This is a genomic window from Phytoactinopolyspora mesophila, assembly GCF_010122465.1.
GTDB classification, from domain to species: Bacteria; Actinomycetota; Actinomycetes; order Jiangellales; family Jiangellaceae; genus Phytoactinopolyspora; species Phytoactinopolyspora mesophila.
Window position 1 is genome coordinate 106,426 of record NZ_WLZY01000010.1, and the last position, 25,940, is coordinate 132,365.

Consider the following 25,940-nt stretch of genomic DNA (forward strand, 5'->3'; position numbering starts at 1 on the left):
GCCATTAATGTGAGGCAATGGTCAGATTCAGCACGGATCAGCGCCGGGCCCGGTTGGTGCGGCGGCACCGACTGGCGGCAGGTCATGCCGCGTCGTCGCCGGTGGAGGCCACGTCCAGCGTCGTCGTTTTGCATGCCACCGATCCCGCCACGGTGTATCTGTCGGTGCTCGCCCGCTGCCCCGGCACGTCGTTGGATGACGTTTCCGCCGCGATTTACCACGACGAAGCGCTGGTCAAGATGATCGGGATGCGCCGGACCATGTTCGTGGCTCCTGCCGAGCTCGCGCCGGTGGTGCACGGCGCCGCTGGCCTCGAGATCGCCGCCCGGCTGCGTCGTCGGCTGATCAAAGAGCTGCAGACCATTCCCACCGAGCCGGCCGTCGAAGGCGACGTAGGTACCTGGCTCGCTGACCTAGAGGCCAGCGTTGAGCAGGTGCTGCTCGCCCGCGGTGAATCGCTGGCCAGTGAATTGGCCAAGGCTGAGCCGCGGCTGCGCACCGCGCTGCTACCGACGTCAGACAAGAAATGGGATGTCAAGCAGAACATCACCAGCCAGGTGCTGACCCTCATGGGTGCCGACGGGCGCATCGTACGTGGCCGGCCTGCGGGAACGTGGTTATCCCGGATGCACCGATGGCGCGCGGCGCAAGAAGTCTGGCCCGACGGCATGCCGGAGGTTGCGGAGCTGGACGCCCGCGTGACGCTGGCCCGAGCTTGGCTCCGGGCGTTCGGTCCGGCCACCGTCGCCGACCTCAAGTGGTGGACCGGCTGGACCTTGGGCGCCACCCGTCAGGTCGTCGCCAAACTCGACGTCGTCGCCGCTGACCTCGAAGGTGTGCCCGGCATCGTGCTGGCCGACGACACCGAGCCGGATCCCCCGGTCGAGCCGTCGGCGGCGTTGCTGCCTGCCCTTGATCCCACCCCTATGGGTTGGCAGGAGCGCGCCTTCTATCTGGGCCCGCACCGCGAGCCACTCTTTGACCGCAACGGCAACATCGGCCCTACCGTGTGGTGGGACGGGCGGATCGTGGGCGGCTGGGCGATGAAGGGTCCCGAGATCGTCTGGCGGTTCCTCGAAGACGTCGGCTCCGAAGCGCAGACGGCGGTAGCGTCGGTAGCTGCTGGGCTGCAGGAACGGCTGGACGCCGCGTCCGTCGTTCCCAGCTTCCGAACCCCATTGGAACGCGAGCTGAGCGCCGGCTCGTAGGCCCCCGCTCTGACGGGCTCAACCGACTGTCCGGGCAGGCGGTCAGCCCTGCTGCGCTGCCGATCCGTGCGCGTTTCGCCTACCCTCGAAGGTATGTGCCGCAACATCAAACCGTTGAACAACCTCGCGCCGCCGGCCACTCCGGACGAAGTCAGCGACGCCGCGCTGCAGTACGTGCGCAAGATCGCTGGGACGCGCAAACCGTCGCAAGCGAACCAGGAGGCCTTCGACCAGGCGGTCGAAGAAATCACGGCGTCCACCCGGAAGCTATTGGCTTCGCTGGTGACCAACGCACCGCCCCGCGACCGTGAGGTCGAAGCCGCCAAAGCACGGGCCCGCTACCAAGCACGCATGGACCGCGCCAGCTAACCCCCGCTTCTTGCGCGAAGGGTGGTTGAGGGATTGGTGTAGCCCTGGCGACACCAATCCCTCAACCATGAATCAGCGCGGTGGCATGACGGTGAGCCGCGAGCGGGGCATCCGCAACTTCACGTCCGCACCTGGAGCGGCGATCGGCGCCGGATCCGGGTCGTGCTCGTCGACGATCACGTCCGTGCCGCTCACGTGCACCCAATGCCGCCGCAGCGGGCCCAGGAACTGACTGTCGATCAGCGATGCGGCGACGCTCTGCTCGGATGGCGAGGCGGCGCCGGTATCGGCAGTCATGGGCAGCACCCTGAGCGCCTCCGGGCGGGCGACCACCACCACGTCGTCGCCCTGCGACACGTCCTCGACCGTCTTCTCCCGCGACACTTCCAGCGCCTGACCATCGGACAGCTCGACGACGACGGCCTGTTCGGCCACCTTGCGGACCGTCGCCGGCAGGAAGTTGTTCAACCCGATGAAGTCGGCGACGAACGGCGTACGCGGGCGGTCGTAGAGCTCGTACGGCTGGCCGACTTGTTCCAGCCGGCCGTCGAGCATCACCGCGACCTCGTCGGACATGGCCAAGGCTTCTTCCTGGTCGTGGGTCACGTACACGGTTGTGATGCCGAGCCGCTGCTGCAGCGCCCGCAGGTCGGTGCGCAGCCGCACCCGCAGCTTCGCGTCGAGGTTGGACAACGGCTCGTCCATCAGCAGCACCTCAGGTTCGGTCACCACCGAGCGCGCCAGCGCCACCCGCTGCTGCTGACCACCGGACAATTGCCGGGGAAAACGTTCGGCCAGCTCGTCGAGGCCCATCAGTTCGAGTGTGGCGTTGACCCGTTGTGTCACCTCACCGGCCTTGAACCGCTTGGCGCGCAGCCCGTAGGCGACGTTGTCGAAGACCTTCATGTGCGGAAACAGGGCGTAGTCCTGGAACACGATGGACGTGGGCCGGCGGTGCGCGGAGCGGCCGCGCTGCGACACCCCGTCGATCAGGATGTCTCCGGCGTCAGGCTCGACGAATCCGGCGATCATCCGCAACGTGGTGGTCTTTCCACAGCCGCTCGGTCCGAGGAGGCAGGTGAACGCGCCGCGTTCGATGTCCAGGCTCACGTCGTCGACGGCCACGGCGTCGCCGTAGGTCTTACGCAGCCCGGCGAGCCGCAGATGCGCGTGCGCCATGACGCCTCCTTACGAGGTCCGCACGACCTCTCATAGTTCGAACAGACGGACCCGGCCACGCGTCACCAGCCGGAAGATCCCCAGTGCGGCGAAGGTGACCAGCATCAGCGCCGCGGACATCGCGGTCGCCTCACCCCAATAGCCGTGCTCAGCCAGGCCCATGATGGTGACCGACGCGAGCTGGTTGCCAGGGCTGACCAGGAAGATCACCGCACTGACGGTATTGATCGACTCGACGAACGCATAGATGAACGCCGCGGTGAACGCACCCTTCATCAGCGGCAACATGACGGTGCGGTAGGTGCGCGTCGCTCCGGCTCCCAAGTCGGCGGCGCTCTCGTCGATGGACGGCCCGATCTGGTGCAGGGCGGCGACACTGCCGCGATACCCGACCGGCAGCGCGCGCACGACCATGGAGATGACGATGATCGCGCCGGTGCCGGTCAAGATCAGGGGCGCCTGGTTGAACGTGACCACATAGGCGATGCCCACCATGGTGCCCGGCAGCGCCGCTGGGAGAACAGCCAGAATGTCCAGCGCACCCCGCCCGGGCACGGGCCGCCGGTGCAGGAAGTACGCGGCTGTCGTCGCGATGACCGCACAGCAGATGGCCGCGATCGCGGCGAACGCGGCGCTGTTACGCAGGTCGCCGGTGCGGAAGACGACGAACTCCAGATGCTCGAACGTCAACGACCAGTCCACGCCCCATACCCGCGTCACCGCCCCGGCGAAGATGCTGGCGTAGGTGATGATGACGAAGGCCGCCACCAAGCTCATGAACGTCACCAGTGCGTAGCGCACACCGCGCGGCGTCGGGATAGGCCGTAAGGTGCTTTCCTTCCCGGTGACGGTGATGTAGGAGCGGCGGCCCAGGAAGCGTCGTTGCAGCAGGAACAGCAGCAGCGCGGGCACCAGCAGCATGATCGCGAGTACAGCGGCCAGGCCCAAGTTGAAGCGGCCGATCACCTGGATGTAGGCCTCGACCGCCAGCACCCGGAAGTCGCCGGCGATGATCAGCGGATTGCCGAAGTCGGCAAGAACCAGCATGGCGACCAGCAGCGCGGCACCCAGGATGCCCGGCAGCGCGAGCGGCACGGTGATGGTGCGCATGATGCCGAACCAGCTCTGCCCGAGATCCCGCGCCGCCCATTCCATCGCCGGGTTCTGGTTGCGCAAGACGCTGACCATGGTCAGCACCGCGACCGGGTAGAAGGTGAACGTCTGCACCACCCACAACCCGATCAGGCCCCTCGCATCGACGCTGAGACCCAGCAGGTCAGAGGTGATGAGGCCGCTGCGGCCGAACAGCAGGATCAGCGCCAGGCCCAGCGCAAAGGGTGGCGAGATCAGCGGCAGCAGCGAGATCAGCCGAAAGAATCGCTTGCCGGGGATATCGTCGCGGGTGAGTCCGTAGGCGAACACGAACCCGATCGCGGTGGCCGTAATGGTGGACAGAATCACCATCACGGCCGTGTTCCAGGTGACGCCGCGCAGCCGGTCGCTGGTCAGGTACTGCTGCCAGTCCGCACCCGAGGGCTCGAGGAACATGCTGAGCATCGGCCACAGCACGAAGATCAACAGCGCGGCGGCCAGCAGGAAGGCGATGATGTACGACGACGGATCCTGGCGAGCACGGCCGATCTCCCGCGACGTGCGCGACCGTCGAGGCGGCAGCAAGGGGGTGGTCATAACACCTCAGATGTGAGATCCGTGCCGTTCACCTCAGCCGCCGATCCGTTCCTCCCACTCGTCCAGCAACCGGTCGCGTTCTTCGCCGGCCCATTCGGCGTCGAAGCCTTCCACCAGGCTGAGCTCGTTCACGTCCGTGGCGGCCTCCGGCAAGGCGACATCCTCACGCAGCGGCACCCGCATACTCAGATCGGTGTGCAGCTGGTTGGCCTCCTGGCCGAGCATCCAGTCGACGAACACCTCCGCGGCCTGCGGGTTGGGCCCGCCCTCGATGATCGACACGGCGCCGATCTCGAACCCCGTCTCTTCCGGGTACACGAGCTCGAGCGGGAAGCCGGCGTCGATCGGCTTGAGAACGTCGTGGCCGAACGTCATCCCCATCAGGAACTCGCCGGCGGCGGCCATGCGGGCGGGCGCGGCGCCGCTGGTGGTGTACTGGCCGACGGTGTTGTTGAAGTCTTCGAACCAGTCCCAGGTCTCGTCCTCCCCGAGCCGGAAGACCTGTGTCACCAGGAAGTTGTAGGCGGTTCCAGACGATGCCGGCAGCGCGATGGCCAGCGAGCCCTCATAGTCGTCATCCAGAAGGTCGTCCCACGTCGACGGGTACTCCCGGTCGCCGAACTCGTCCTCCCAGCGCTCAGTATTGATGGCTAGCCCCAGCGCGCCAACGTAGAAGCCGTGCCAGTAATGCTCGGAGTGGTAGAACTCGGCGTCGTACTCCTCGATCGCGACGGGCGACTCATAGGGCCGGAGCATCTCCGGCACCAACGCCTCGTGGATCTCGCTCGGCCCGCCTAGGACGATGTCGCCCCGCGGGTTGTCACCTTCAGCCTGGATACGGGCGGCCAGTTCACCCGCGCTACCCCGGATGAACTCCGTGTCGATGCCGGTGGCCTGCTCAAACGCCGCGGCCAGCCGGGCGATCTCTTCCTCGTGCAGCGCACCGTAGATGACCAGTGAGTCGTCGTCGATGTCGACCTCGATTTCCTCGACGTCTTCGACTTCCTCCGGATCGACTTCCTCCGGCGCCGAGGGATCGGCCGTCTCTCCTCCACACGCGGCGACCAGCAGCCCCAGGCCCAGCAGGAGCGGCAGTGCTCGCGATGGTCGGTTCATATCTTCCTCCCGGTGCAGGCGACGTTGACTACCGGTCAGTGCTAGCCATCAGCATGTCATTACTTCTTGACGTGAACCAGCCCCTGCCTGAACCACATCTGCCCCTGGGCCGATCCTCACCTGACGCCGCCCAACCACTCGGTGATCGTCAGTACGCTGTGGTCGCGATTTGGTGATCATCAGTACGCCGTGGTTGCCGCTCTACAGCCATTTCGTACTGACGATCACCGGGCGGGCGGCGGTCGAACGAGGCCGAAGTCACACCCGACTATCAGGCTTTTCTCCGGCTCTTCTCAGGTTCGGAGACGGAGAATTGACCTCATGACGACGGGAGTGACCCTCCCGGAGAAGGAGTGACTATGTACGCGATTCCGACAGCAGCAGAGATCCTCGGCGTGACGCCGAACGCCCTCGAGGCGGCGCTGGAACGAGGCGAGACCATCGCCACGGTGACCCGAGCGTGTGGACTCGACGTGGAGCACATGAAGGAATCGCTGATCGATGCCGAGGTTCCCGACATCGAGGCCCTGGCGATGATCGCGGGCTTCGATTCCGAGGAGATCTCTCAGTTCGCAACCGAAGTACGTTCCTACGTGGCCTCATTCGTCGAACATGGCCAACAGGTGGCCGACCTGTGGTTCGACTCCCCTGCGGTTCTGGCCGCGTAGGACCAAACCTCGACGAGCCTGTTCCCGGCTAGCACAACGACCCGGGAGCAGGCTCGTTCGTTTCTGCGTCACGCTTGTGGAGGTCGGTTCGGTTACTCGACGAAGTTCTCGGCGTACTCCTCACCAGGCGGGATCTCGGTGATGACGTCGACCAGCACGCCGGAGGGATCCGCGACGATGAAATGGCGCTGGCCGAACGTTTCGGTGCGGATTTCGAGTTTGGGTTCGAGCCCGGCGATCTTCACCAGGCGCTTGTACTCTGCATCGACGTCGTCGACCTCGAAGTTCAGCAGCATGCCGGCCACCGGCTTGCGATAGCCGTCGGGGATGGTCGGGTGGGTGTGGTCCAGGATCGCCAGCTCGTAGGACGGGCCGTCGTCATCGCCCTCACGACGCAGGCTGACATACCAGTCGGCCTCGAAGACCACGGTGAAGCCGAAGTGCTCGACGTAGAAGGCGGTGGTCTCGGCGAGCTTCGCGGTCTGGATGACGGGGTAGAAGCCGGTGAGTTTCATGGTGCACTCCTTGGACTAGAACGATACCTACGGTTGGTATGTGTTCGCGATGCCCCCAACTGTAGATGCGTACCGTCGGTATGTCAACAGGCTAGAATCAGGACCATGCCGAGCACTGGACGCCCCACTCGCACCAAGGCCCAGCAACGTGAAGCGACCACCCGCGCGCTCGTCGCCGAGGCCCGCCGGCTGTTCGCCGAGCACGGATACGCCCACGTCAGCCTGGCCCAGATCGTCGATGCCACCGGTGTCACCAAGGGCGCGCTCTACCACCACTTCTCCGGCAAGGACGATCTTTTCCGTGCCGTGCTGCTGCAGATCCATGAAGAGGTGGCCGCGAAGGTCGCCGACGCCGCGGCGGACGCCGACGCGTGGACGCAGCTCGTCGCCGGCTGCTGTACCTTCCTGGCCGCCAGCACCGAGCCCGGTATTCACCAGATCATGCTGGTCGACGCCCCGTCGGTGCTCGGGTGGGGCGCCTGGCGCGAGCTGGACGCGAGCACATCCATGAAGCAACTGGAGATGGGGCTGACGCAACTGATGGCCGAGGGCATCATCGTTCAGCAGCCGGTACGGCCCCTGGTGCACCTGCTATCCGGTGCCATGAACGAGGCCGCGCTCTGGCTCGCCCGGTCGGAGAACCGCGACGCCGATCTCGAGGAGACCATGACGGCGCTCACCAGGATGCTCGAATCTCTACGCCCACCCGCGTGACAGCGCCGCCGCCCGTGCGTCCTGCACACCGTGCCCCGGAAGCCACGCCCTGCAGGACGCAACTCACCCGACGGTAGCCGTCAGGGCCAGGTGCGCAGCGCCGCCTGCGCGAACAACACTCCCTCCGGCGTCACCCGCCCGAACGGCGAGCCCGGTGCCCGGGCGAAACCACCGACGCGGCGGAGCATGGCCTTGGTCTCGAAGGCGGCATCGGAGGCCATGAACGGCGTCAGCAACGTGCCGTCGGCATTCCGCCAGCCGACAGCTCCGAGCAGATCAGCCACGACCTCCTCACGATCCTCCGCGACACCGGCAGCGACAACGAGCAAGAAGAACAGCCCGGCGTGCATTTCGGCCGGGTCCTTCAACTTCGGCGACGGTGTCTGCTCGGCCAGTCGCCACCACAGGCCGACGGGATCGTCGCGCAGGGCACGTCCACGGGAGCTCAGCAGCAGTTTTCCGCGGTACTTGCGCACCAGGCCAGCCGCTTGCGCCGATTCCCGGAGGTACAACACCGGAGCGGTCTGGTGCTCGCGGCTGCCGGAGCCCGGCCACTCGTCCTCGAGTTCCAGTTCGCTCAGCGCGGCCTTGACCACGGACGGCGGCAGATAGCCGGATTCGGTCAGCTTGATGCCGTCGTCCCCGACGCGGTTCATCAGCCAGAGATATCCCCGCGACATTCGCGCCGCGGTCTCCGGGTCGACTTTAACCTGCTCGTCCAGCGCCGCTTGAGCGAGCAGCGTACGCAGCTGCCGCCGGCCGGCTGTGGTGCGCACAGCGTCGACAACCTCAGCCAACGGCCCGGGTACATCTGACTCGCCAGCGCTGTCTACCCCGAGCTCGGCCAGGGCGTCGTTGATCTGAGCGATGTCGAACGGTGTCGGGGCGTGCCAGCTGAAGTCGATGTCGTCGCCGTAGATCCGGTTGAGTTCGGCGATGGCCCGCTCGCGTTCGGGGCTCGATGCCTCGTTGGCTGCCACGAACAATTCGTAGCCGTGCACGCCACCGCAATCCTCAGCGGGACCAGGCCGCTTGCCTCCGGTACACAACGCCCGCGGCGCGTCGTCGTCCCTGGGCGCGATCGCTTCGAGCTTGACCACGTGCTCCCAGTCATCACCGAAATCGTAGTTGTAGAGGAGTTTGTCGCCCGGCTCGACCAAGACCTCGTCAAGACGGACGTCCCCCTCAGGAACACCGACCTCGCCTTCGTCCACCTCGAACTCGCAGAGGTAGTACTCCGTCTCGGGACTGTGGAACGTCGGCCCGGAGGCGAAACGATGCAAGTGGCTGTCGGTCCAGCCGAACGCGAACTGGATGACGTCGTGCACGTCGTCGAGAAACAGGTCGGACGCGAGCTCCAGCCTGCGCCACAGTGGCGGCTTGGTGCCCTTGACGTCGACGCGGACGCGGTAGGTGACGACGTCGTCGCGGCGAGGGCGACGCCGAGACGGCGGTGGGTCACGGTGGAACGGATCGTTGAGCTCGCCGCCACGAGAGAGGAGTTCTTCCAGCACAGTCTGCATGTCGTGCAGGCCGAGGCCCGCTATGGAGGCTTCGAACTCCTTCAACAGGTCGGGCTTGCCGGCACCATTGGACGAGGCTCCGTTCTGCGTCACATCGCTACGCTACCGAGATCGCCTGGCCGGTCAAGGGCAACCTGCCCAGCAGAGTGGTTCGAACCAGCTTGTGAGAGGGATGATCGGGCATGGAGATCCTCAGCAGCCGCGTCCTGCTCCGCCCGTCCGACCTGGAGCGCAGCCAGCGCTTCTACCGAGATGTGCTCGGCCTGGCCGTCTATCGTGAGTTCGGCCCGCCGGAACATCGCGGCATGGTTTTCTTTCTCGGCCAGGGCATGCTCGAGGTCTCCGGTTCTTCGAACGACGACGCACCGCCGGGGCCAGTTCGGCTGTGGTTGCAGGTGCGCGACGTCCGGGCCGAGCATGAACGGTTGGCCGCCGCCGGTGTGACCGTCACCCGGGAACCACGTGAGGAGCCGTGGGGGCTGATCGAGATGTGGATCACCGACCCCGACGGCGTGCGGATCGTGCTCGTCGAGGTACCCGATGAGCACCCGCTCCGGCGCGATACGCGTTGAGGAAACTTCGCGAGCGTAGCCAACCGCTCCGAGGTGATGTCGTCCTCGCCCGGCGCAGACATCGCGGTTGTGTCCGGGGTTCTCCCTACCGTTTGGACTAGCGGGCTTGCCCAGGTCAGACCTGGCGCATTCTCGGCCCGCCCGCCAAGAGGGGGAAGTCACCGTGAACACAAACTTGCGCTTCGCTGCCGTGCTGGCCGCGGCCACGCTCACCGTCGCCGGCTGCGGTAGCAGCGACGACAACCAGTCGGTCAGCCCAGACGTCGAGGCGGTACCGATGCCCACAGTCGCCGAGGACGACGACGCGCCGCCCACCGCCGAGGCGGAATCGGCGCCGATGCCGACGCGCGAAACCGCCCCGGATGAAGCCGACGAGACGGACGAGCCAGACGAGCCCGAACTGCCGAGAAGCCAGCGCGGCAACCTGATCAAGGAGATCGGCGAGACCGCGGGGGCGTACAACGAGCACGACGGGCCGGAGTCCCCGTGGCTGGAGTTCCAGGTCACCGACATCGAGGTTGGTGGACAGTGCACGAGCGACTACGCCGAAGCGTCGCAGAACGGTCACTTCCTCATCGTCAGTATCGCCGCGTCAACCGGTTCCGAACTGTCTGAGTCCCTGTACGGCCAAGAGGTCTGGTTCGACTCCTACGAGTTCTCCGTCGTCGGAGCCGACGGCGTCACGGAGAACGACGTCGAAGGCAACGCCTACATGTGCCTCGCCAGCCGGGACGAGATGCCCCGCATCGGCCCAGGAGAGAACGCCACCGGCATGGTCGCCTTGGATGTATCCGCGGAGAGCGGAACGCTCGTGTTCAAACCGTGGTTCATGGATGGTGCCGGCTGGGAATGGGAGTTCTAGGCTGCCGTCCAACATCCCGAGCGCCGCCCGAGGTTCGATATCCTGGGAATGAACTGCACGAATGGGAGTTGCGGCGAGTCCGCTCAGTCCCGACGACGTGCTGGTGATTGGTCTACGCCAGATCGGCAACCTCTTCACCCGGATGCTCGAACTCCACGTGCAAGCCTTGTGGGCCGCACGTAGCGCTTAGGCCCGTCTATGCCGCCGCCCGGGAACCTTATGCCAGGCCGGGACCCTCAACGCCACGAGCGGCGGAACCCGTCACAGACAAGCGCTCTTCGATCTGATCGATAAGCTCAACTGTCTCGTCCTCGAGGTCGCCCCAGAGTTGCTCGGCGAGTTCCCGAAGCTTCCTGATCATCGACACGACCTGTGCTGGGTCGCCTAGCCGAACTTCCGCTTTCAAGCGCGCACGCCACAACAGCTCGGAGCCAGGCTCGATATCCAACCCAAGCAACGTTGCCATCTGCGCACCACGCAAATCACCCACGCCCATGGCGCGTTCCGCCAGCACGTGACAAACATCGACGATTGACGCGATCATCTCTTGCGCATGAATGTCAGCCCATGCGTACGCTCCGCTTCTGATCCCCGAGAACGGACGTCCACGAACTAAGTCGAGAGCCGTCCTCAGATTCTCCGTCGTGGCTTCGCGTGGTTGCCTGCCGACCATTTCACACCAGTCTTGCCAGTCAGAACGCACATCAGCATGCAGCCGGTAGTCCTTCACGGCATATGGGAGATATGGCTCACCAGCCTCGTTGGTTCCGAGCCAACGGCGCAACTTCGACACCGCGGTGTCGCGCGTCTTCTGCCCGAGCCGCCGTCCTGGCCAAATCGCTTCGTCCATAGCCGGGCCACTACGACCAGGTCGCAACGACAGGTAGGCCGCGATCTGAATACCCTGACCACGTTTGCTGCTCTCCAGGCTCCCCTTCGCGTACGCGACATCTGGCTCGCCCAAGAGCAACACGCGCGGATGTTCCTCCTGGGCCAGCTTGACGACATCCCCGTCCCGAAGCATCGCATCGGTCGCCGCGAGCGATAGTTTGTCCTGCTCAGTTTGATCTACAGCGGTGTCAGAAGTGTCGCCGCGGACCAACGTCCCCACATCCACATATTGACCAGCAGAGAGCCGTGCCTCGGATGTCGGGATCGGGATATCGTCGAGTCTCAGCTCAGGCTCACCGGCTCCCAACAACTCGGCATCTGCAGCTTCCACAAGCCGAGCGATCTGTTCGTAAGTCCTGCTGTCGACCTGTTGCGGTCGCACTGTGATCCCGAGCGGCTCGATGACGGCCCCACGAGCACTGTCAACACGTAATTCCCAGTCGCCCCCCAGGCCATCATCGATCATCTCAGCGCCACTCGCGACGATAGCGAGCGCGACCTTCGGTTCCGTACTCAGAAGCGCCGCCAGACGACGCCAATGCTCTTCCGGGAGCGGTCGGGATATCAGCACGATCTCTGGCGTCGATGCCTCCAGTGCGCCCCCGCCCGTGCGCGCAGCCGCGAGGCCATTGACCCGCAGATGCCCCATCAACTCGCGATCTGCTTGAGCTCGGACCTCCAACTCACGCAACAATTGGTCCGCGTCCTGAGCTCGTCGAATCCGGCCAGTATTCAACGCTTCCAGTTCGATGTCGCGGCCGACCAGCGTCACCTGGATGTCATCGGCCCAACGGCTAGTCGCATACTCGAGCGCCACAGCCGTGAGGAAAGCTTCTATGGCTGTCGCATCCCCAGTCACTCTCAGGGCACCGAGATGCTCCAGGTCCAGCATCAGATGTCCGCCCTCAAGGTCTTGACCTAAGGTGACCAATCCGGGGTACGGCGCGGGTATCGCCTGAGCGCTCTCACCATCGAGTAGGTCCTCGGTGTCTGTCACGAGTACCCACACTCCACCGTCCATCGTGCCTACGAACGGCTCAGGCAAATTGGCCGGCTCGGTTAGGTAAACCTCGAACTGGTCTTCGGTAAGGCGCGCGGCGCGTAAGGCTGGCAGTGGATCTCCAGACTCACCCAACCTCGCGGCTAGAGTTCGTAGCGCCTGATCTACGAAATCCGCGCCGGCTGGGTCCGACACATCCCGAAGTTCGGCTTCCAGCGCGGTCCCGCTCGTATCGGGTTCCGGCAGGCGTTGACCGCTCTTTCGACGCCGCTGCTGGCGCGACCGGCGCGCCCCAATCAATCCGATCAACCCAGCGGCCAGTACCGCGCCCACGCCGGTGGTGGTCGCGACCACGCGCATGAGGCCGGAATCGTCGCTCGCCTGAACGCTGGATTGGATGTTCTCGACGCCTGTCCCAGCTGCATCGGCAGGCTCTTCCGCATCGCTCAGCCCCAACCATCCCGAAGCCACTTCATCGTCCTCGGGATAGCCGTTCTCTTCTCTTCCCTCATTCGGGGGGACATCCGGACTGGAAGCACCATCGTCGGCTGGATCACTCTCATCGACGTTTTCATCGGTTTCCGGTTGATCACGGCGCCCATCGCGCTCTTGCCCGTCGTCCAGATCAGATGCGTCGTCATCGGCCGTCACGTCGTCGCCCGCATCGTCATCCGCGTCTCCCGGGATGACGAGCTGCCACCCCGGGTGGATCAGATCTGGATCCGTCAGTGTCCGGCCGTCCGGCTGGGTGACGTCGCGGTTCTCGGCAAAGATCTCCGGGTGCCGAGTGGGATCGTTGAGATGTTGCTCCGCGATATCCCAGAGAGTGTCGCCAGGTACCACTTCGTATATTTCGCCAGGTGCACCGTGGCCATCGCTTTCCGTCTGAACAGAATCGCGTTGCCCAGCGGTGCCGGGGGCGGCGTCCCGGCCGGCCACTCGGTCATCGACGGCCGCCAGAGGGGGCATGGCGTTCTCAACGCCCGGGTTCGGCGATGCAGGAGCCGCAGTCGCGACTGGCCCAACGGCCAGCAACCCGAGTAACGCGGTGATCAGTACTGCGGCCAATCGTTGTTGCACGCCCATGGTGGGCAACCGCGGTGCCCGCACTCCTCGGATCGCTGAAGGAATCTCGACGGCCACTGCCAGCGCAAACGATAGCCAACCGAGCCATCCGGTCAGGATCAGTACGCCGATGAACACTGAGCCATCGTCGGGACTCGTCAACACATCCGTGATCACACCGATCTCCGGAATACCTGTAGGCACCGGAGAGCCGCCCACCTTCCACAACCCATATGGGACGCCACCCAGCAATGCGACCAGACCGAAGAATGCGAAGATGCCGCGGAGCGCGTCAGCGCCACGCCGTTGCACTCGGGATGCGCTCATCGCCACATCATCCTTCCCGCTCGCAGACTTCACAATCCGATAGCACACGGAGCGGGATTCTGTGACAGGTATGGCCACCATTCGAGCCCGAGCGGCGCGCAACCAAACCGAGCGGATCAACAGCGAGAGCGAACATACGGCCATCGTCTCGACCAGAGCCTCATGCGTGGTAATCGGGATACCCGAACTGCGCATTATCACGAAGCTGCTGGGTGCAGTCACCGCGTCACCAAACAGAGCACCGGCAACCTGGCGATCTGCGAAACTCGGAAAACAACCCGTTCGCCTAAATCGCGGTCATCCGGCACTCCGGACATGGCGTCCGGGTGGATCGATCCAGACCAGGCGAGTGGCACCGCCATGTCCGTGTATCCGAAGCACCTCATCAGGATGATCAAACACGGTGATCGAAGCAACATCGCCGGCGCACCAAGCCAATGTGGTCCTGCCGCCGGCGAAGGTGATCCCGTAGGCGACCACCCCCGTACCGGAAACGCCACTCAAGTCCTCCTCCCGATGCAGCGCAAATCGCCGCGGCAGTAGAGACTCTGCCGCCGAAGGTACCGAACGCGGACTGGCGATGACAGGTTCGCTCATCGGGCGCTCACCCGGCCGAAGCCGCAAGCGTGACGCTTAGCCCATGTTGATGCCCGGCACGGCCAGGCGACACCGCACCTTCGGCATTGCGCTCCAGCTTTCGACCATCGCCGCAGCGGCACATGTTCAGCCAGCAACTTGGTTGCATACGCTTCGATGCGCGAAAGCGGCCAGTTGACCAAACCTTCATATGGGACCAAGATCGTGAACATGACCACCCGCTCCTTGCATAGCGAACAAAGAACCACGTCGGCACCGTCCGATGCCACGCGCCAGGAAGCCGCTAGCTCCCTCACCGGCTTCGTCCCTGATAGCCACCGATGACGCCGCCTGTGACGATCCGACAAGGTCGGCCTCCAGCCACACCGGCTGCCGCCGCAGCAATCTGTGGTCCATGTCATCGCAAGACACCGGGACGGGAGCACTACGTCAGCGGACGTTTCGAGACGTCCTTGGTGTGAGTTGAACTCCTCGGCACAGAGATGCGGGTGACATGGCCAACGATCGACTGCGAGCGTCTATGACCAGTGCTGGCATGACCATCGCTACTCTTAGCGAGTATGTAGGTGTCGATCCGAAGACGGTCGAGCGCTGGATTGCAAAGGAACGTATCCCTCATCGCACCCATCGCATGTCGGTAGCCGCCGCACTCGGTCAAGATGACGGCTACTTGTGGCCCTCGATTCTTGAACAGGGCAGAACGCCAGCGATAAGTCGGGCCGAACTCGTCACAATCCACCAGAATCGCCGTACCGTTCCACTCGACACGTGGCTATCCCTTACACGCAACGCGCGTGAGTCGATTGACATCCTCGCGTACGCCGCTAGCTTCCTACATGACGCCCTGCCGGATTTTGTCGACATATTGGCAGAAAAGGCCGCCGCAGGCGTCGGCATACGACTGTTGCTCGGCGATCCCGAATCAGATGGCGTACGCCTGCGCGGGCGCGAAGAAGGAATTGACGACATGCTGGCTGCGAGATGTCGCCTCACTTGGAGGTACTTCGCATCCATAATCACGACAGATGGCGTTATCGCACGAAAACACGGCAGCACTCTGTACAATTCGATCTTTCGTTTCGACGATGCAATGCTGACAAATACTCATATCTATGGCGCGCCCGCGAGCCACTCACCCACACTACATATTCAAAGATTACCCGAGGGTCGGCTATTCAAGAATTATATGCTCGGATTCGAGCGAGTATGGAGCACAGGGGAACCGGTTACAGATCTTTGACAAAGGAGCCCAACATGGCGCGCATCGACTACGTCGACGACCCGGAAGCGCCGGCGATCACCAATGTCGTCCCGTCGGTCACCGCACTTATCCAGGACCACGACGCCCGGATTCTCTTGATCCACAAGACCGACAACGACCTTTGGGCGTTGCCTGGAGGCGGACATGAGATGGGCGAGTCCATTCGGGAAACGGTGATGCGGGAAGTCAAAGAAGAAACCGGGTACGACGTAGAACCTTATACGATAGTAGGAACGTATACGAACCCTAATCACGTGATGGCATACGACAATGGCGAGGTTCGCCAACAATTCTCAATATGCTTCGCCGCGCGACTCCTCGGCGGCTCACAGAGGACCAGCGAAGAGAGCAAAGAGGTCACCTGGGCCACAATTCCGGAGATAAATAATCTCGAAATGCACCCCTCAATGCGACTACGCATCAAGCACTACCTAGACGGACGCGAACACCCATTCATCGGCTAGCAGGTCAAGTTTACGGGCCGCACAAACACATGATGCTATTAAAGAATCGCGAGAGCACACCACAGCGCGGTGCACGGGATGATCGGGCTCATACCTTTGCAGGATCCCATCGATCCTGTCCTGGACAAGAATCCTCTCGCCTGCGGGACTCACAGCCATATCAAAAAATGTGAGCAGATCAAGGTTCATTTGATTTGGTCTATCGTACGAAGCCAACGCATCCGACAACCCACGTTCCTCGGCCTCGAATTCGGCGCCCGAGTGGTACGCGACGAGCGACACTAGTTCCGAGGGCGCATCTCGGACCGCGAGGAACTCCGCGCCGTCGATCGGGTGAAAGCCAGATGACCGAACGCGCGGCGAGTAGCCGATGTCGTGCAGCCACGCCGCCGCGACGACCAACTCGGGCACCCGGGGCGTAGTCGAGGCCAACTCCTGGGCCGTAGTCCCGACTCCTTGCACATGCGCCCAGCGACGCCCCATGGCCGACATGAACTCGCGTGCCAGCCCTGCACATGCCGGAACAGACCAGTCTTGACCCATCACAGCTGAGCCTATTCGCCTCCGCGATGGATCCCAACGGCTGAAGCCTAGCGAGGCTAGGCCTACGAGTTTGCCCACGACGAGGCCGAGCCTGTATGAGTGCGGCCGGCCGGACCTTATGGACTCTTCACGAACGGGCACTCTGTTCACGTAACGGGCCAGGTCAGGAGTTCACGAACCCGAGACGGCCAGCTGGTTCCGCGCTCAGGGACACTTCGAACGGGCCAACGTGAAGTTCCTGACCGCCGACCAGCGACGGCTCGCCTTCAACCCGTTCACCACAGCCGACCCTGTCAAGGAACTATCTCGCCTGGCGCAGTTCATCGCCGAGGTGGTTCAAGGGACGGAGTCGAGAACTGGCTGTTCTCCCAGTACCGACCCATCGGCTGCGAGAACAATACGCGAGGCGGAGAGCTAAGGCTTCCAGCGGCACGAGTTGTACCGGGCGTGGACGACGTGTGCAACATGGTCGACGGAGTGAATACCCACGACCAGCCCATTCATGCTCTCAAGGACCAGTACCCGTTTCCGTGTCTGATTCCTCACCGACGGGCGGTGCTCCGCTGCTCCTGGAGACGGCCTATTGCGATCCCCGTATCCATCTCACCACGCGCCCTACCTTCCGGACGTTGAAGTGTTCGGAGCCGATGATGGCAGGCCCATTCGTGATCATTCCGCGGTGTGCTGGAGGCACCGCTGATAAGGTCGCTGCTTCCAATCCCTACTGGCCAGGCCAGTTGTCCGACCCAGGAGCATAAGAGCCATGAGCCGTTTGAGTGAGTCCGTCACCCGCGTCATGCACATCCTTGATGGAGCGGACCTGGGCGCGGACTATACGGTCATGCGGCTGCTCGGTGAGACAACAGCAAGGCGCTCGCTCGACCTCTCCGACCTCTCCCCCAAGGAGCAGGCTGCCCTGGTCGAGGGGCGCGCGAATCACCTGATCCCCTCAGCTGCGGTGCTCGCCGAGAAGATCGAGGCCGCGCAGGTGGCGGGACGGCCGTTCGTCGTGAAGTACGGCATCGACCCGACCTCGCCCGACGTCCACATCGGACACGCGGTGCCGATCATCATCGCCAGCCGGTTCCAGCGGATGGGCCACCACGTCGTCTTCATCATCGGCGACGTCACAGCAAAGATCGGCGACCCGTCGGGGCGCTCCTCGGAGCGCCCGCCCCTCACAGACGATGACATCGCCCGCAACCTGAGCGGCTACCAGCAGCAGGTCACGCCGTTCATCGACTTCGAGCGCGCCGACCTGCGCTTCAACGGCGAGTGGCTGAACAAGGTGACCCTTCCGGAGCTCGTCGGGGTCCTCGCCCGGGTACCTGTCTCCATGTCACTCCAGCGCGAGGACTTCCGCACCCGGCTCGCCGAAGGCCTCGGGCTGTCCGTCGCTGAGTTCGTCTACTCCGTCGTCATGGCGTGGGACTCGGTGGCCATCGACGCCGACGTCGAGCTCGGCGGTGTGGACCAGCTGCTGAACCTCCAGATGTGCCGCAAGGTCATGGAGATCTCGGATCAGACCCCCGAGGTCGTCATCACCACGCCGCTCATCGAGGGCACCGACGGCACGGGCACCAAGATGAGCAAGAGCAAGGGCAACTACATAGGGCTGACGGCGTCACCCGACGACGTCTACGGTCGGCTGATGTCCATCCCCGACCACCTGATCGAGCAGTATCTCCAGCTGCTCACCGAGTGGACGGACGACGAGATCCGCGTGGTCACCAAGCGCCTGGAGGCGGGAACCGCGCACCCGATGGCGGTCAAGCGCATTCTGGCCGGTGAGGTAGTGGCTGCGCTACACGGTCTGGACGCTGCTGCAGCTGCCCGCGCGGAGTTCACGGCACGCTTCTCCAGGCGCTCCTTCGGGGACACCCAGACCCTGCCCGTGGTCTCCTTGAAGGACCACGCCGAGGAGACGCTCGGCGCGCTGGTCAGCCGGACGCTGGACTTCGCTCCCAGCATCTCCGCCGTGCGCCGTGTGGCTCAGCAAAACGGCCTTCGCCTGATCCGCGAGTCGAACGGAGAGCAGCAGGCCATGCCGCTCGCCGAGGCTTCTGTCCAGCAGGCGCTCGGCGAAATCGTGAGCGCGGTAGGGGCACTCGAAGGTGCCGCGCTGTACCTCAAGGCGGGCCGCAAGGTCGCCCGCATCGAACTCTGACATCAGGTGCGGCGCAGTTGCTGGTATCCGGTGCCGACGCTGCAACGTCTCGGGGGCGCTGCGGATGCCACGGCAGTTCCACATGCGGTCATGGTCGTGTCGTCTGATGGTCGACACGATTGTCGTACGGCTCGCACGGTCGAGCGGGCGGTGCGATCGCCTCGGACTTCGACAGATCGCGGAGACAGTGAGGTGCGTAATGCTGCGGCGCGATACCGAGTATGTGCTGGTCTGGAGCACGCGGGACCATTGCTGGCTGGCACGGCCGGTGAAGCGTCAGGGCGGCGTTTTGGTGCCCGTTGGAAGCGCAGCAACAGCGGTGGAGCTGCCGATGTGGAGTGGCCGGGTCGATTACTCCGAGGCCTGTGAGTGAGATGCCGTGCGCGACGGTTCGCACGACAGCGACATCACCACCCGGCCGGCCTGTCTGGCGTCGGGATCGTGGCGTACGAGACCTGGTATCCGGGTGGCTACGGCCTTCGAGTCGGTCTGAACATCGAACGGATCCATGGACATGGCGGTGACTCAGTCGTCGTCTGGCTCGATCCCCCAGTGCGCCGCGACAGGAGGCTCCGCAACGCGCGCCGCACGCCATAGAGCACGGATGGTCAACGACAACGAGTAGAAGGAGACACGACGATGAGCCGCCATGACGTCATGAACGAATCTGCTGAGTCGCCGCGACGACCGTACGGGATGCGGTACCTACAGGCACCCCGCCATGCGGCCCAGCCGCGGCCGGACGGTGTCAGCTACAGCCCGGAGCTGCAGTTGACGGTCGGTGCGGACGGCAACCCCTGGAAGACCGATGCAATGGCCTCGGAGACGTCGACGAACAACGACGGTAACCAGACCGGCGAAGACACCAACAGTGATCCGTGGTGAATCCGGCTGACATGGGCAGCCGACCAACCGTGCTGGTCCTGACGACGCAGACCGACACAACCGCTGACCTCGTCGTCCGGGAGCTGAACGAGCGGGACGTAGCGGTGTTTCGGTTCGACACCGCGCTTTTTCCGACTGAACTCACGGTGTCGGCGCAGCTCGACGACGGTTGGAACGGTTCGCTGTGGTTCGGCGGACGGGAGGTCGAGCTGGCCCGGGCGGGCTCCGTCTATTACCGGCGACCGGGTGAGTTCGTGATGCCGGAGTCAATGAGCCCGGCCACGCGGCGGTTCGCCGCCGCGCAGTCCCGAGCCGGCCTGCTGGGTGTGCTGGTGTCACTGAACTGCCTGTGGGTGAACCATCCTGGCCGCAACGGGGACGCGAGCTACAAGCCGTGGCAGCTGACCGGCGGCGTGGTCGACGACGACGGCTTGCCGAAAGGGATGCCCACCAGCATCGTGGACACGGAGGGGTTGGACGACTCGATCACGTTGTGCGCGCATCAGTCCCGGGAATGGGTCGACAAGCACCACGAGATCCGCCTCACTGTCGTGGGAAACGCCTTCTCCGCCGCCGAGATCCACGCTGGCAGCGACGCCGCGCACGTGGACTGGCGCAACGACTACGCCTCACTCACCTACCGGGTCGTCGACGTTCCCGGCGCGGTGCGGCGTGGTGTGGTGGAGTTGATGCGCCGCTTCGGATTGGTGTTCGGAGCGCTGGACTTCGTCGTCACGCCGGCAGGAGAGTGGCGTTTCCTGGAGATTAACCCCAACGGCCAATGGGGTTGGATCCAGACTGTCACCGGCCTGCCCATCTCGAATGCCCTGGCCGACCTGCTGCAGAGAGGAGCGGCGTCGTGACCACCGAGGCCCCGTCAGGTGTGGACGAGGTGTGTGCTCGGCAGATGCGGGACCAACTCGCCGACCAGCTCGCAGCGAACGGCGACCTGAACACGACGGGCTGGCGCGATGCCGTCCGTCGGGTGCCGCGGCATGTGTTCCTACCCCGGTTCTACGCCCGGCAGGAAACCGATCGTGGTCCCACGGCGTGGGTGCCCGTTACCCGCGAGACCGCGGGTAACGACGCCTGGCTAACAAAGGTGTACGAGAACACGACCTGGACCACACAGCTGGACGGCAACGACGCCTCATGGGATCGAGCAGGTCCGCAGGTCGGAAACCCGACCAGTTCGTCGACGCTCCCCGGTCTGTTGGTCATGATGCTCGAACACCTCGACGTCACCGATGGTGATCGGTTACTGCTTGTCGGCACCGGGACCGGCTACTCCACCGCGCTCGCGTCCGAGCGACTCGGTTCCAGCCAGGTATTCAGCGTCGACGTCGACCCCATCCTTGCCGACCGCGCCCGAAACCGTCTCCGGCAGGCCGGATACACGCCTACCGTGGTGGCCGGCGATGGCCTCGCTGGGCACGAGAGCGGCGCGCCGTACGACCGGGTGATCGCGTTCTGCTCTCCGACGTCGATCCCGGCAGCCTGGCTCACCCAGGCCCGGCCGGGAGCTCTCCTCGTCGCCAGCGTCACCGGCGCGCTCGGTTCCTACGGCCTGGTCAAGCTCACCGTCAACGAGAACGGCACGGCGTCCGGGCGGATTCTGCCAGACATGGCGTCGTTCATGTTGGCCCGCAGCCAGGCTAACCCACAGCCTGCCGACCTGAAGGATCGCATGGGCCCCACTCAGGGCGCTCCGCAGCCGACCCGCCTGACCCCAGCGGTCCTCGAAGACCCTGCTTTCCGCTTCACCGCCCAGTACGCGCTGCCGCAGGTCATGTACTTCACCGTCGCCGAGGGCGACGTCACCTACACCTACCTCTCTCACCACACCGACGGCAGCTGGGTGCGCCTCCACCACGACGGCGACGACTGGCTGCTCGAACAAGGGGGCCACCGAGCCCTCTGGAACGAACTCACGGCCGTCCACGACACCTGGCAAGCCCACGGCCGGCCTGCGCCACACAGGTACGACCTGCGAGTCGATGAGGGTGGCGTTCAACGGCTTGTCCTTGAGACACGGCTCGACAGTTCCAGCTGGCAGTCAGCCCCTCTGAGGTAGGACAGCTGTGCGGACGATAGTCCTGCCTTGCACCTATCGTGATCTTTTCGGGTCGCGTCGCGCTACGCTGGAGCTCAGCCGCCTCGACGAAGGACCTGGGTGTATGGACACCGTTCACAGCTGGACGGGGATACAAACTGCCGCGCTGCGTCGCGCCATGCGCATGAGCGTCCGCGATTTCGCCGCACACCTCGGGGTCGCGATCCGGACTGTCAGTAAGTGGGAAACACGCCGGGACAGCATCACGCTGCAGCCTGCCAGCCAGGCCATGCTCGACGTCGTCCTGAACCGAGCATCCGACCATGAGAGAGCCAGATTCGCCCAACTGGTCGAAACAGATCGTGAAACATCAAGCTCCGAGGAGCCGCCGGCGGCATTGAAGAAGTCAGATATCTTCCTCCCTCTGGTCGTCGACGGCCAGACGGTGTTGACTCCGCTCTTTGTCAACCCTGCTGATGGCCAGGCGATCTTCAACATTCCTGCCGGCGTCACTGGTGTGCCGGCCAACCCGACCGCTGTCGCCGCCGAGTCCGGGTGCGTCAGGCAGGAGGGCACCGGAAGAGATGACATGGAGATCGCGCGAGGGCACGCCCTCGGAGTGCTCGCATATGGGCTCGCGGCCACCGCGTGGGGAGACTCTCGGCAGCCTCGGCCGGACCGGCGCCATCGGCAGTACCTGCGGGCGGAGATTGTCGACCGCATTCGGCTCGCCGCGCTGGGCTATAACCACATGGCTGCCGAACCGGTGGCCGTGCCATTGGCTGAGCGTGAGGCCGCAGTGCGCGAGGCTGAGTTGGACTACCAGGCTGCGAACTACGAGGCGGTTGCCTGGAAGCTCCCCGGTCTCATTAAGGCCGCAAGCGTCGCCGGCGATGCATCACGAAGCATGCAGGAGTCCTGCAGTTCGACATATGCGGTCGCGGCCAAGCTGTTGACGAAGGTCGGCGAGGCGGAACTCGCCTGGGTGTGTGCCGATCGTGCCGCGACAGCAGCGATGGTCGCGGACTCCACCAGTGCCAAAAGCGCAGCGGCGTACCAGCTTGTTGGCGCGATGCTTGCAGCCGGGGAGAAGGAACCCGCTGAGTGTCTTGCTGTCCGGACCGCTGAAAGGCTGACGGCATCCCGTCGAACCCTTGACGAGCCAGAACTGCTGTCCCGTACCGGCGCCCTTTGGCTGATCTCCGCAGTCATCGCGGCGCGCCGTGGAGACCTTGTAGAGACGGACCAGCGACTTGCGCAGGCTGAGAGCCTTGGCGAACGGCTAGGGCGAAACGCCAATCACGGTTGGACGGCTTTCGGTCCGACCAACGTCGTGATCCACCGGCTTTCCGCTGCGATGGAGGTAGGTGACCCGAGAAAAGTGTTGCGACTCGCCGACTCGCTCGACCCCGAGACTCTTCCCGTCGGTCTTCGCGGGCGGCGCGCCCAAGTCCACCTGAACCTTGCGTGGGCCCACGCCCAGCTTCGCAACGACGACGCCGCCGTAGTGCAGCTCCAGGCGCTGGACCGCACGGCTCCGGAGCTGCTCCGCTTCAACGGCGTCAGCACGAACGTGATCCGTGAGCTGCTGCGGCGAGAACGCCATGGTCGCATCGCCGCGCTCCGACCGATCGCTCGACGGGCAGGAGTCTCGTGATCAGCTCCAACCGCATGCTCTACCTGGTGGCCACCGGTGCTCCGCTGTCCAGTCACGTTCACCGTGCCGTCGTTCTTGGACGCGATCAGGGGTGGCGCGTGGCCGTCATCGCGACCAACGCGGCTTCGGCCTGGCTGGACCACGACGCCCTCGAACGTCTCGACGTGCCCATCCTCAATGAGCACCGGCAGCCGGACACAACCAAGCGGCTGGCGCGACCCGACGCCGTCGTGCTCGCGCCCGGGACATTCAACACGATCAACAAGCTCGCCGCCGGGATCGCCGACACGTACGCGCTGAGTGTGCTCTGCGAAGCGCTCGGAGCGGACCGGCGATTGGTAATCGTGCCGTTCGTCAGCCAGTCGTTGGCCGGCCACCCAGCCTGGACGCCTTCACTGGCAACGCTGCGGCAAGCTGGCGCGCATCTCGTGGACCCACGCAGCGGGCAACTCGGTGTGGACGGACCGCTGGAGTCTGGCACCGGCGACGCGGTGGCTCGCGCATTCCGCTGGGAGTGGGCACTCGCACCCATCGCCGACATGACGGACCGCCGACTCGGGCAGTGAGTCTTCTCGGCTAAACTCGCTTGTCGTCGCTCATGGCGTCCAATTGGGCGTCCGCAGTGGCCGACGGAAACTGGAAGACCAGGAGCAACCCGACAACTGGTGTCTGAACCGCCGTCACCCATGTCCCATACCACTTCCTCCACTGCTAGCTCGCCGTTCCGCCAGCCGCCCCCCGACCTCGGCGATTACAGCGCGCAGCGCCTGCCAGGGCAGCTTTCGGCCCGGTGACGTTCGAGGAGGATGCAGCGGCCACACGTCCTCGCCGTAGACCAGTCGCACGTCGCATTGCCGCAACGCTTCTAGGTGTCCTGACCACGCCGGTTGTGCGGCGTGGGCGGCATTAATGCGTGGGAAGATCACGACCGGCGGGCGACGGTTTCCGATTGCTTCGCACACGGTGGTGAGTGCCTGGTTGTCGGCGATACCAAGGGATAGCTTTGCGACGGTGTTGGCTGTGGCTGGGACGACGGCGTAGCAGTCGACCGGCGGATGGGGGCTGGTCTCGCTAGGCAGCCGCGGCTCTGCGCGGACCGGTAATCCTGTGAGGGCTTCGATCTTGCTGTATTCCCCAGAGGCTCGCAGCCAAGTCGCGGCCGTGGGCGTCAGTGTCACTGCGACGGTCCAACCATCGGCCTGCATCGGGGCAATGAGCTTTGACCGGATATGTTCTATGCCGCCGGCTGCACAGGCGACAAGTCCGAGGACGGGGCCAGTCATACGGCGCGGCAGCGGTCGGCGAATTGCATGACATCAGATTGACGGCGGCCGATCGTGACCGGTGAACGGCGATAGATCGCGCGTACGGTTTCCCGGACTACCGGGTTGTGGCGCACGAACTGCGGCGCCTGTTGTTCGGCCAAAAGCAATGCCTCAACAGCGTACTCGTCTTGGGCGAGGTGACTGTGGGCACGGGCAACGTCGATGCGATGGCATACCTGCCGCTCGACTGGCAGGCCGCTGGGGTCGATGCTGGGGCCGTGCTCGGCTACGTACGCGATATCGCCAAGGTCCAGTGCGGTTGAGATCCGGTGTAGCTCGACATTGGTCGGACCGAACGCGGTCTGCCAATGGTTCGCATCGCGACCGAGTTGAGCGGCGGCGACACCGGCCCGGCTCAGAAGCGTTGTCGCGGTCTCGCGGTCCTGCCGCCGCGCGGCGGCGACCGACATTCGGAGGTCCAACATACCGATCAGGCTGAGGGCGTCGGGATCTCCGCCTTGGGCCCTGTCGGCGAGCCACGAGCGGGCAGCCTCGCCAACCTGCAGTGCGTCGTCGTAGCGACCAGCCGACAGCAACGCGTGGGTGCTAGCTCGTGCGGCGGATGCCAGCACCAAGGGGTCATCAGACAGGTCTGCCGCACCCATCGCTCGCTCAGATGCGATCCACGCCAGGTCGACCTCACCGATCTTGCTGAGTGTCGTAGCGGCCAGGTGATGGATTCTCGCTGAAACACGCCATCCTGGCCGCGTTCTGTCGCCTTCAAGCTCGTGTGCCGACATGATGAGTCCAGGCAAGGCGGCGATCGTCCGGCCGAGGCTACCGTTCTGGTAGTCGTTCCACGCAGCCACCGTCATGTGTTCCGTGCGCATGACGTCGAGCGGGTCGGCGGCGGTTTGGTCGAACAGAAGTCGAGACAGACGCCGTGGGTTCATCAGCGCGTCGCGTACGGCTGGTACGTCGTCGTCCCCCCGGTCGTCTTCGACCAAAACGGGTTGGCCGACGAGGTCGCCTAGCGTTACGCGCATCGCGCGGGCGAGCTCCGTCAGAATGTCGAGTCGCCGGATCTCCCGCTCGCCGCGCTCGATCTTGCTGAGCCAGTCCTCTGAGCGACCCACGAGGTTCGCGAGTACGGCTTGCGTCAGCCCACGGCGTATCCGGTAGAACGCGATGCGCTCCCCGATGCTGAGGTGGTCTCCCGCTCCACGCATGGAGCCAACGATAGTTCAGCACACGTTCTTGGACCCGGACAGTTTGTCCGGCTACCGCGCGGCTGGCTCGTGTCTCCTGGAGTTGTCGCTGTAGACAACACCAGATCGGAGTTTGGTGATG

24 protein-coding genes are annotated in these 25,940 nt (G+C 64.6%); 15 read left to right on the forward strand and 9 right to left on the reverse strand.

All coding sequences use genetic code 11. The annotated features are described in order from the left end of the window. The first annotated feature begins 17 nt into the window (after positions 1-17). Both F7O44_RS24190 and F7O44_RS24195 read left to right on the forward strand, forming a co-directional pair. A complete protein-coding gene (locus F7O44_RS24190; protein ID WP_162452875.1) occupies positions 18-1,208 on the forward strand; it encodes a winged helix DNA-binding domain-containing protein in 1,191 nt (396 codons plus the stop codon). A 93-nt stretch (positions 1,209-1,301) separates the two neighbouring features. After that, entirely contained in the window at positions 1,302-1,577 is a 276-nt protein-coding gene (locus F7O44_RS24195; RefSeq protein ID WP_162452876.1) for a DUF2277 domain-containing protein, read from the forward strand. 72 nt (positions 1,578-1,649) lie between these two features. On the opposite strand, the gene F7O44_RS24200 is transcribed toward F7O44_RS24195, so the two are convergent. From F7O44_RS24200 to F7O44_RS24210, 3 genes are read right to left on the reverse strand one after another with little or no spacing between them, the layout of a single operon-like run. Continuing rightward, on the reverse strand, positions 1,650-2,756 hold the full coding sequence (locus F7O44_RS24200; RefSeq protein WP_162452877.1) for an ABC transporter ATP-binding protein: 1,107 nt from the start codon (positions 2,754-2,756) through the stop codon (positions 1,650-1,652). Positions 2,757-2,786: 30 nt separating this feature from the next. Continuing rightward, positions 2,787-4,445 carry an ABC transporter permease gene (locus F7O44_RS24205; RefSeq protein WP_162452878.1) on the reverse strand — a complete coding sequence of 553 codons (1,659 nt, stop codon included), beginning with the start codon at positions 4,443-4,445 and terminating at the stop codon, positions 2,787-2,789. A gap of 33 nt (positions 4,446-4,478) precedes the next feature. Further along, positions 4,479-5,561 (reverse strand): ABC transporter substrate-binding protein, encoded by a 1,083-nt coding sequence (locus F7O44_RS24210; protein ID WP_162452879.1) that lies wholly within the window; start codon positions 5,559-5,561, stop codon positions 4,479-4,481. Positions 5,562-5,920: 359 nt separating this feature from the next. On the opposite strand from F7O44_RS24210, the gene F7O44_RS24215 reads away from it, so the two are divergent. Next, on the forward strand, positions 5,921-6,229 hold the full coding sequence (locus F7O44_RS24215) for a hypothetical protein (RefSeq protein WP_162452880.1): 309 nt from the start codon (positions 5,921-5,923) through the stop codon (positions 6,227-6,229). A 92-nt stretch (positions 6,230-6,321) separates the two neighbouring features. Here the strand turns inward: F7O44_RS24215 and F7O44_RS24220 are convergent, their stop codons facing one another. Further along, on the reverse strand, positions 6,322-6,744 hold the full coding sequence (locus tag F7O44_RS24220; protein WP_162452881.1) for a VOC family protein: 423 nt from the start codon (positions 6,742-6,744) through the stop codon (positions 6,322-6,324). 105 nt (positions 6,745-6,849) lie between these two features. Here F7O44_RS24220 and F7O44_RS24225 point away from each other — a divergent pair, with 105 nt between their 5' ends. Further along, the gene (locus F7O44_RS24225; protein ID WP_162452882.1) at positions 6,850-7,458 is read left to right on the forward strand and encodes a TetR/AcrR family transcriptional regulator; all 609 of its coding nucleotides are present in this window, start codon (positions 6,850-6,852) and stop codon (positions 7,456-7,458) included. An 80-nt stretch (positions 7,459-7,538) separates the two neighbouring features. Here the strand turns inward: F7O44_RS24225 and F7O44_RS24230 are convergent, their stop codons facing one another. Next, positions 7,539-9,074, reverse strand: a complete 1,536-nt coding sequence (locus F7O44_RS24230) for a plasmid pRiA4b ORF-3 family protein (protein WP_222851648.1) — start codon at positions 9,072-9,074, stop codon at positions 7,539-7,541. Between the two features lie 89 nt (positions 9,075-9,163). Between F7O44_RS24230 and F7O44_RS24235 the strand changes: the two genes are divergently transcribed. From F7O44_RS24235 to F7O44_RS31340, 3 genes are all read left to right on the forward strand, one after another. Further along, positions 9,164-9,553 (forward strand): VOC family protein, encoded by a 390-nt coding sequence (locus tag F7O44_RS24235; protein ID WP_162452883.1) that lies wholly within the window; start codon positions 9,164-9,166, stop codon positions 9,551-9,553. Between the two features lie 163 nt (positions 9,554-9,716). Continuing rightward, the gene (locus F7O44_RS24240; protein ID WP_162452884.1) at positions 9,717-10,415 is read left to right on the forward strand and encodes a hypothetical protein; all 699 of its coding nucleotides are present in this window, start codon (positions 9,717-9,719) and stop codon (positions 10,413-10,415) included. Positions 10,416-10,476: 61 nt separating this feature from the next. Beyond that, a complete protein-coding gene (locus F7O44_RS31340; protein ID WP_281353664.1) occupies positions 10,477-10,605 on the forward strand; it encodes a hypothetical protein in 129 nt (42 codons plus the stop codon). A gap of 27 nt (positions 10,606-10,632) precedes the next feature. Here F7O44_RS31340 and F7O44_RS24245 read toward each other — a convergent pair whose 3' ends face one another. Continuing rightward, complete coding sequence (locus F7O44_RS24245; RefSeq protein ID WP_162452885.1) at positions 10,633-13,245, reverse strand: BTAD domain-containing putative transcriptional regulator; 2,613 nt, start codon at positions 13,243-13,245, stop codon at positions 10,633-10,635. 1,543 nt (positions 13,246-14,788) lie between these two features. Here F7O44_RS24245 and F7O44_RS24250 point away from each other — a divergent pair. Then, positions 14,789-15,535 (forward strand): XRE family transcriptional regulator, encoded by a 747-nt coding sequence (locus F7O44_RS24250; RefSeq protein ID WP_162452886.1) that lies wholly within the window; start codon positions 14,789-14,791, stop codon positions 15,533-15,535. Between the two features lie 14 nt (positions 15,536-15,549). Then, entirely contained in the window at positions 15,550-16,020 is a 471-nt protein-coding gene (locus tag F7O44_RS24255) for an NUDIX hydrolase (RefSeq protein WP_162452887.1), read from the forward strand. On the opposite strand, the gene F7O44_RS32370 is transcribed toward F7O44_RS24255, so the two are convergent. After that, positions 15,988-16,563 carry an HD domain-containing protein gene (locus tag F7O44_RS32370; RefSeq protein ID WP_162452888.1) on the reverse strand — a complete coding sequence of 192 codons (576 nt, stop codon included), beginning with the start codon at positions 16,561-16,563 and terminating at the stop codon, positions 15,988-15,990. The genes F7O44_RS24255 and F7O44_RS32370 overlap by 33 nt on opposite strands. 763 nt (positions 16,564-17,326) lie before the next feature. On the opposite strand from F7O44_RS32370, the gene tyrS reads away from it, so the two are divergent. The 6 genes from tyrS to F7O44_RS24290 all read left to right on the forward strand — a co-directional run bounded on the left by tyrS (position 17,327) and on the right by F7O44_RS24290 (position 23,891). Next, positions 17,327-18,730: a tyrosine--tRNA ligase gene (tyrS, locus tag F7O44_RS24265; protein WP_162452889.1), complete on the forward strand. Its 1,404-nt coding sequence runs from the start codon at positions 17,327-17,329 to the stop codon at positions 18,728-18,730. A gap of 639 nt (positions 18,731-19,369) precedes the next feature. Then, on the forward strand, positions 19,370-19,615 hold the full coding sequence (gene tgmA / locus F7O44_RS24270; RefSeq protein ID WP_162452890.1) for a putative ATP-grasp-modified RiPP: 246 nt from the start codon (positions 19,370-19,372) through the stop codon (positions 19,613-19,615). Positions 19,616-19,626: 11 nt separating this feature from the next. Further along, complete coding sequence (locus F7O44_RS24275; RefSeq protein ID WP_162452891.1) at positions 19,627-20,478, forward strand: MvdC/MvdD family ATP grasp protein; 852 nt, start codon at positions 19,627-19,629, stop codon at positions 20,476-20,478. Continuing rightward, positions 20,475-21,689 carry an ATP-grasp peptide maturase system methyltransferase gene (tgmC, locus tag F7O44_RS24280; protein ID WP_162452892.1) on the forward strand — a complete coding sequence of 405 codons (1,215 nt, stop codon included), beginning with the start codon at positions 20,475-20,477 and terminating at the stop codon, positions 21,687-21,689. The genes F7O44_RS24275 and tgmC overlap by 4 nt, the downstream gene beginning before the upstream one ends. A gap of 103 nt (positions 21,690-21,792) precedes the next feature. Further along, positions 21,793-23,325, forward strand: a complete 1,533-nt coding sequence (locus F7O44_RS24285; protein WP_162452893.1) for a helix-turn-helix domain-containing protein — start codon at positions 21,793-21,795, stop codon at positions 23,323-23,325. Beyond that, the gene (locus F7O44_RS24290) at positions 23,322-23,891 is read left to right on the forward strand and encodes a flavoprotein (protein ID WP_162452894.1); all 570 of its coding nucleotides are present in this window, start codon (positions 23,322-23,324) and stop codon (positions 23,889-23,891) included. Before F7O44_RS24285 ends, F7O44_RS24290 begins: the two co-directional genes overlap by 4 nt. Positions 23,892-24,005: 114 nt before the next feature. Here the strand turns inward: F7O44_RS24290 and F7O44_RS32085 are convergent, their stop codons facing one another. Further along, positions 24,006-24,608 carry a flavoprotein gene (locus F7O44_RS32085; protein WP_162452895.1) on the reverse strand — a complete coding sequence of 201 codons (603 nt, stop codon included), beginning with the start codon at positions 24,606-24,608 and terminating at the stop codon, positions 24,006-24,008. Then, positions 24,605-25,819 carry a helix-turn-helix domain-containing protein gene (locus F7O44_RS24300; RefSeq protein ID WP_162452896.1) on the reverse strand — a complete coding sequence of 405 codons (1,215 nt, stop codon included), beginning with the start codon at positions 25,817-25,819 and terminating at the stop codon, positions 24,605-24,607. Before F7O44_RS24300 ends, F7O44_RS32085 begins: the two co-directional genes overlap by 4 nt. Between the last annotated feature and the right edge of the window lie 121 nt (positions 25,820-25,940).

Excerpts from the sequence above, each read along its gene's own strand:
- F7O44_RS24200 (WP_162452877.1), bottom strand. The coding sequence starts at position 2,756 with ATGGCGCACGCGCATCTGCGGCTCGCCGGGCTGCGTAAGACCTACGGC.
- F7O44_RS31340 (WP_281353664.1), top strand. The coding sequence starts at position 10,477 with ATGGGAGTTGCGGCGAGTCCGCTCAGTCCCGACGACGTGCTGGTGATT.
- F7O44_RS24190 (WP_162452875.1), top strand. The coding sequence starts at position 18 with ATGGTCAGATTCAGCACGGATCAGCGCCGGGCCCGGTTGGTGCGGCGG.
- F7O44_RS24210 (WP_162452879.1), bottom strand. The coding sequence starts at position 5,561 with ATGAACCGACCATCGCGAGCACTGCCGCTCCTGCTGGGCCTGGGGCTG.
- F7O44_RS24300 (WP_162452896.1), bottom strand. The coding sequence starts at position 25,819 with ATGCGTGGAGCGGGAGACCACCTCAGCATCGGGGAGCGCATCGCGTTC.
- F7O44_RS24195 (WP_162452876.1), top strand. The coding sequence starts at position 1,302 with ATGTGCCGCAACATCAAACCGTTGAACAACCTCGCGCCGCCGGCCACT.
- F7O44_RS24285 (WP_162452893.1), top strand. The coding sequence starts at position 21,793 with ATGGACACCGTTCACAGCTGGACGGGGATACAAACTGCCGCGCTGCGT.
- F7O44_RS24225 (WP_162452882.1), top strand. The coding sequence starts at position 6,850 with ATGCCGAGCACTGGACGCCCCACTCGCACCAAGGCCCAGCAACGTGAA.
- F7O44_RS24215 (WP_162452880.1), top strand. The coding sequence starts at position 5,921 with ATGTACGCGATTCCGACAGCAGCAGAGATCCTCGGCGTGACGCCGAAC.
- F7O44_RS24250 (WP_162452886.1), top strand. The coding sequence starts at position 14,789 with ATGGCCAACGATCGACTGCGAGCGTCTATGACCAGTGCTGGCATGACC.
- F7O44_RS24235 (WP_162452883.1), top strand. The coding sequence starts at position 9,164 with ATGGAGATCCTCAGCAGCCGCGTCCTGCTCCGCCCGTCCGACCTGGAG.
- F7O44_RS24220 (WP_162452881.1), bottom strand. The coding sequence starts at position 6,744 with ATGAAACTCACCGGCTTCTACCCCGTCATCCAGACCGCGAAGCTCGCC.
- tgmA (WP_162452890.1), top strand. The coding sequence starts at position 19,370 with ATGAGCCGCCATGACGTCATGAACGAATCTGCTGAGTCGCCGCGACGA.
- F7O44_RS24205 (WP_162452878.1), bottom strand. The coding sequence starts at position 4,445 with ATGACCACCCCCTTGCTGCCGCCTCGACGGTCGCGCACGTCGCGGGAG.
- tyrS (WP_162452889.1), top strand. The coding sequence starts at position 17,327 with ATGAGCCGTTTGAGTGAGTCCGTCACCCGCGTCATGCACATCCTTGAT.
- F7O44_RS24275 (WP_162452891.1), top strand. The coding sequence starts at position 19,627 with ATGGGCAGCCGACCAACCGTGCTGGTCCTGACGACGCAGACCGACACA.
- F7O44_RS32370 (WP_162452888.1), bottom strand. The coding sequence starts at position 16,563 with ATGGGTCAAGACTGGTCTGTTCCGGCATGTGCAGGGCTGGCACGCGAG.
- F7O44_RS24255 (WP_162452887.1), top strand. The coding sequence starts at position 15,550 with ATGGCGCGCATCGACTACGTCGACGACCCGGAAGCGCCGGCGATCACC.
- F7O44_RS32085 (WP_162452895.1), bottom strand. The coding sequence starts at position 24,608 with ATGACTGGCCCCGTCCTCGGACTTGTCGCCTGTGCAGCCGGCGGCATA.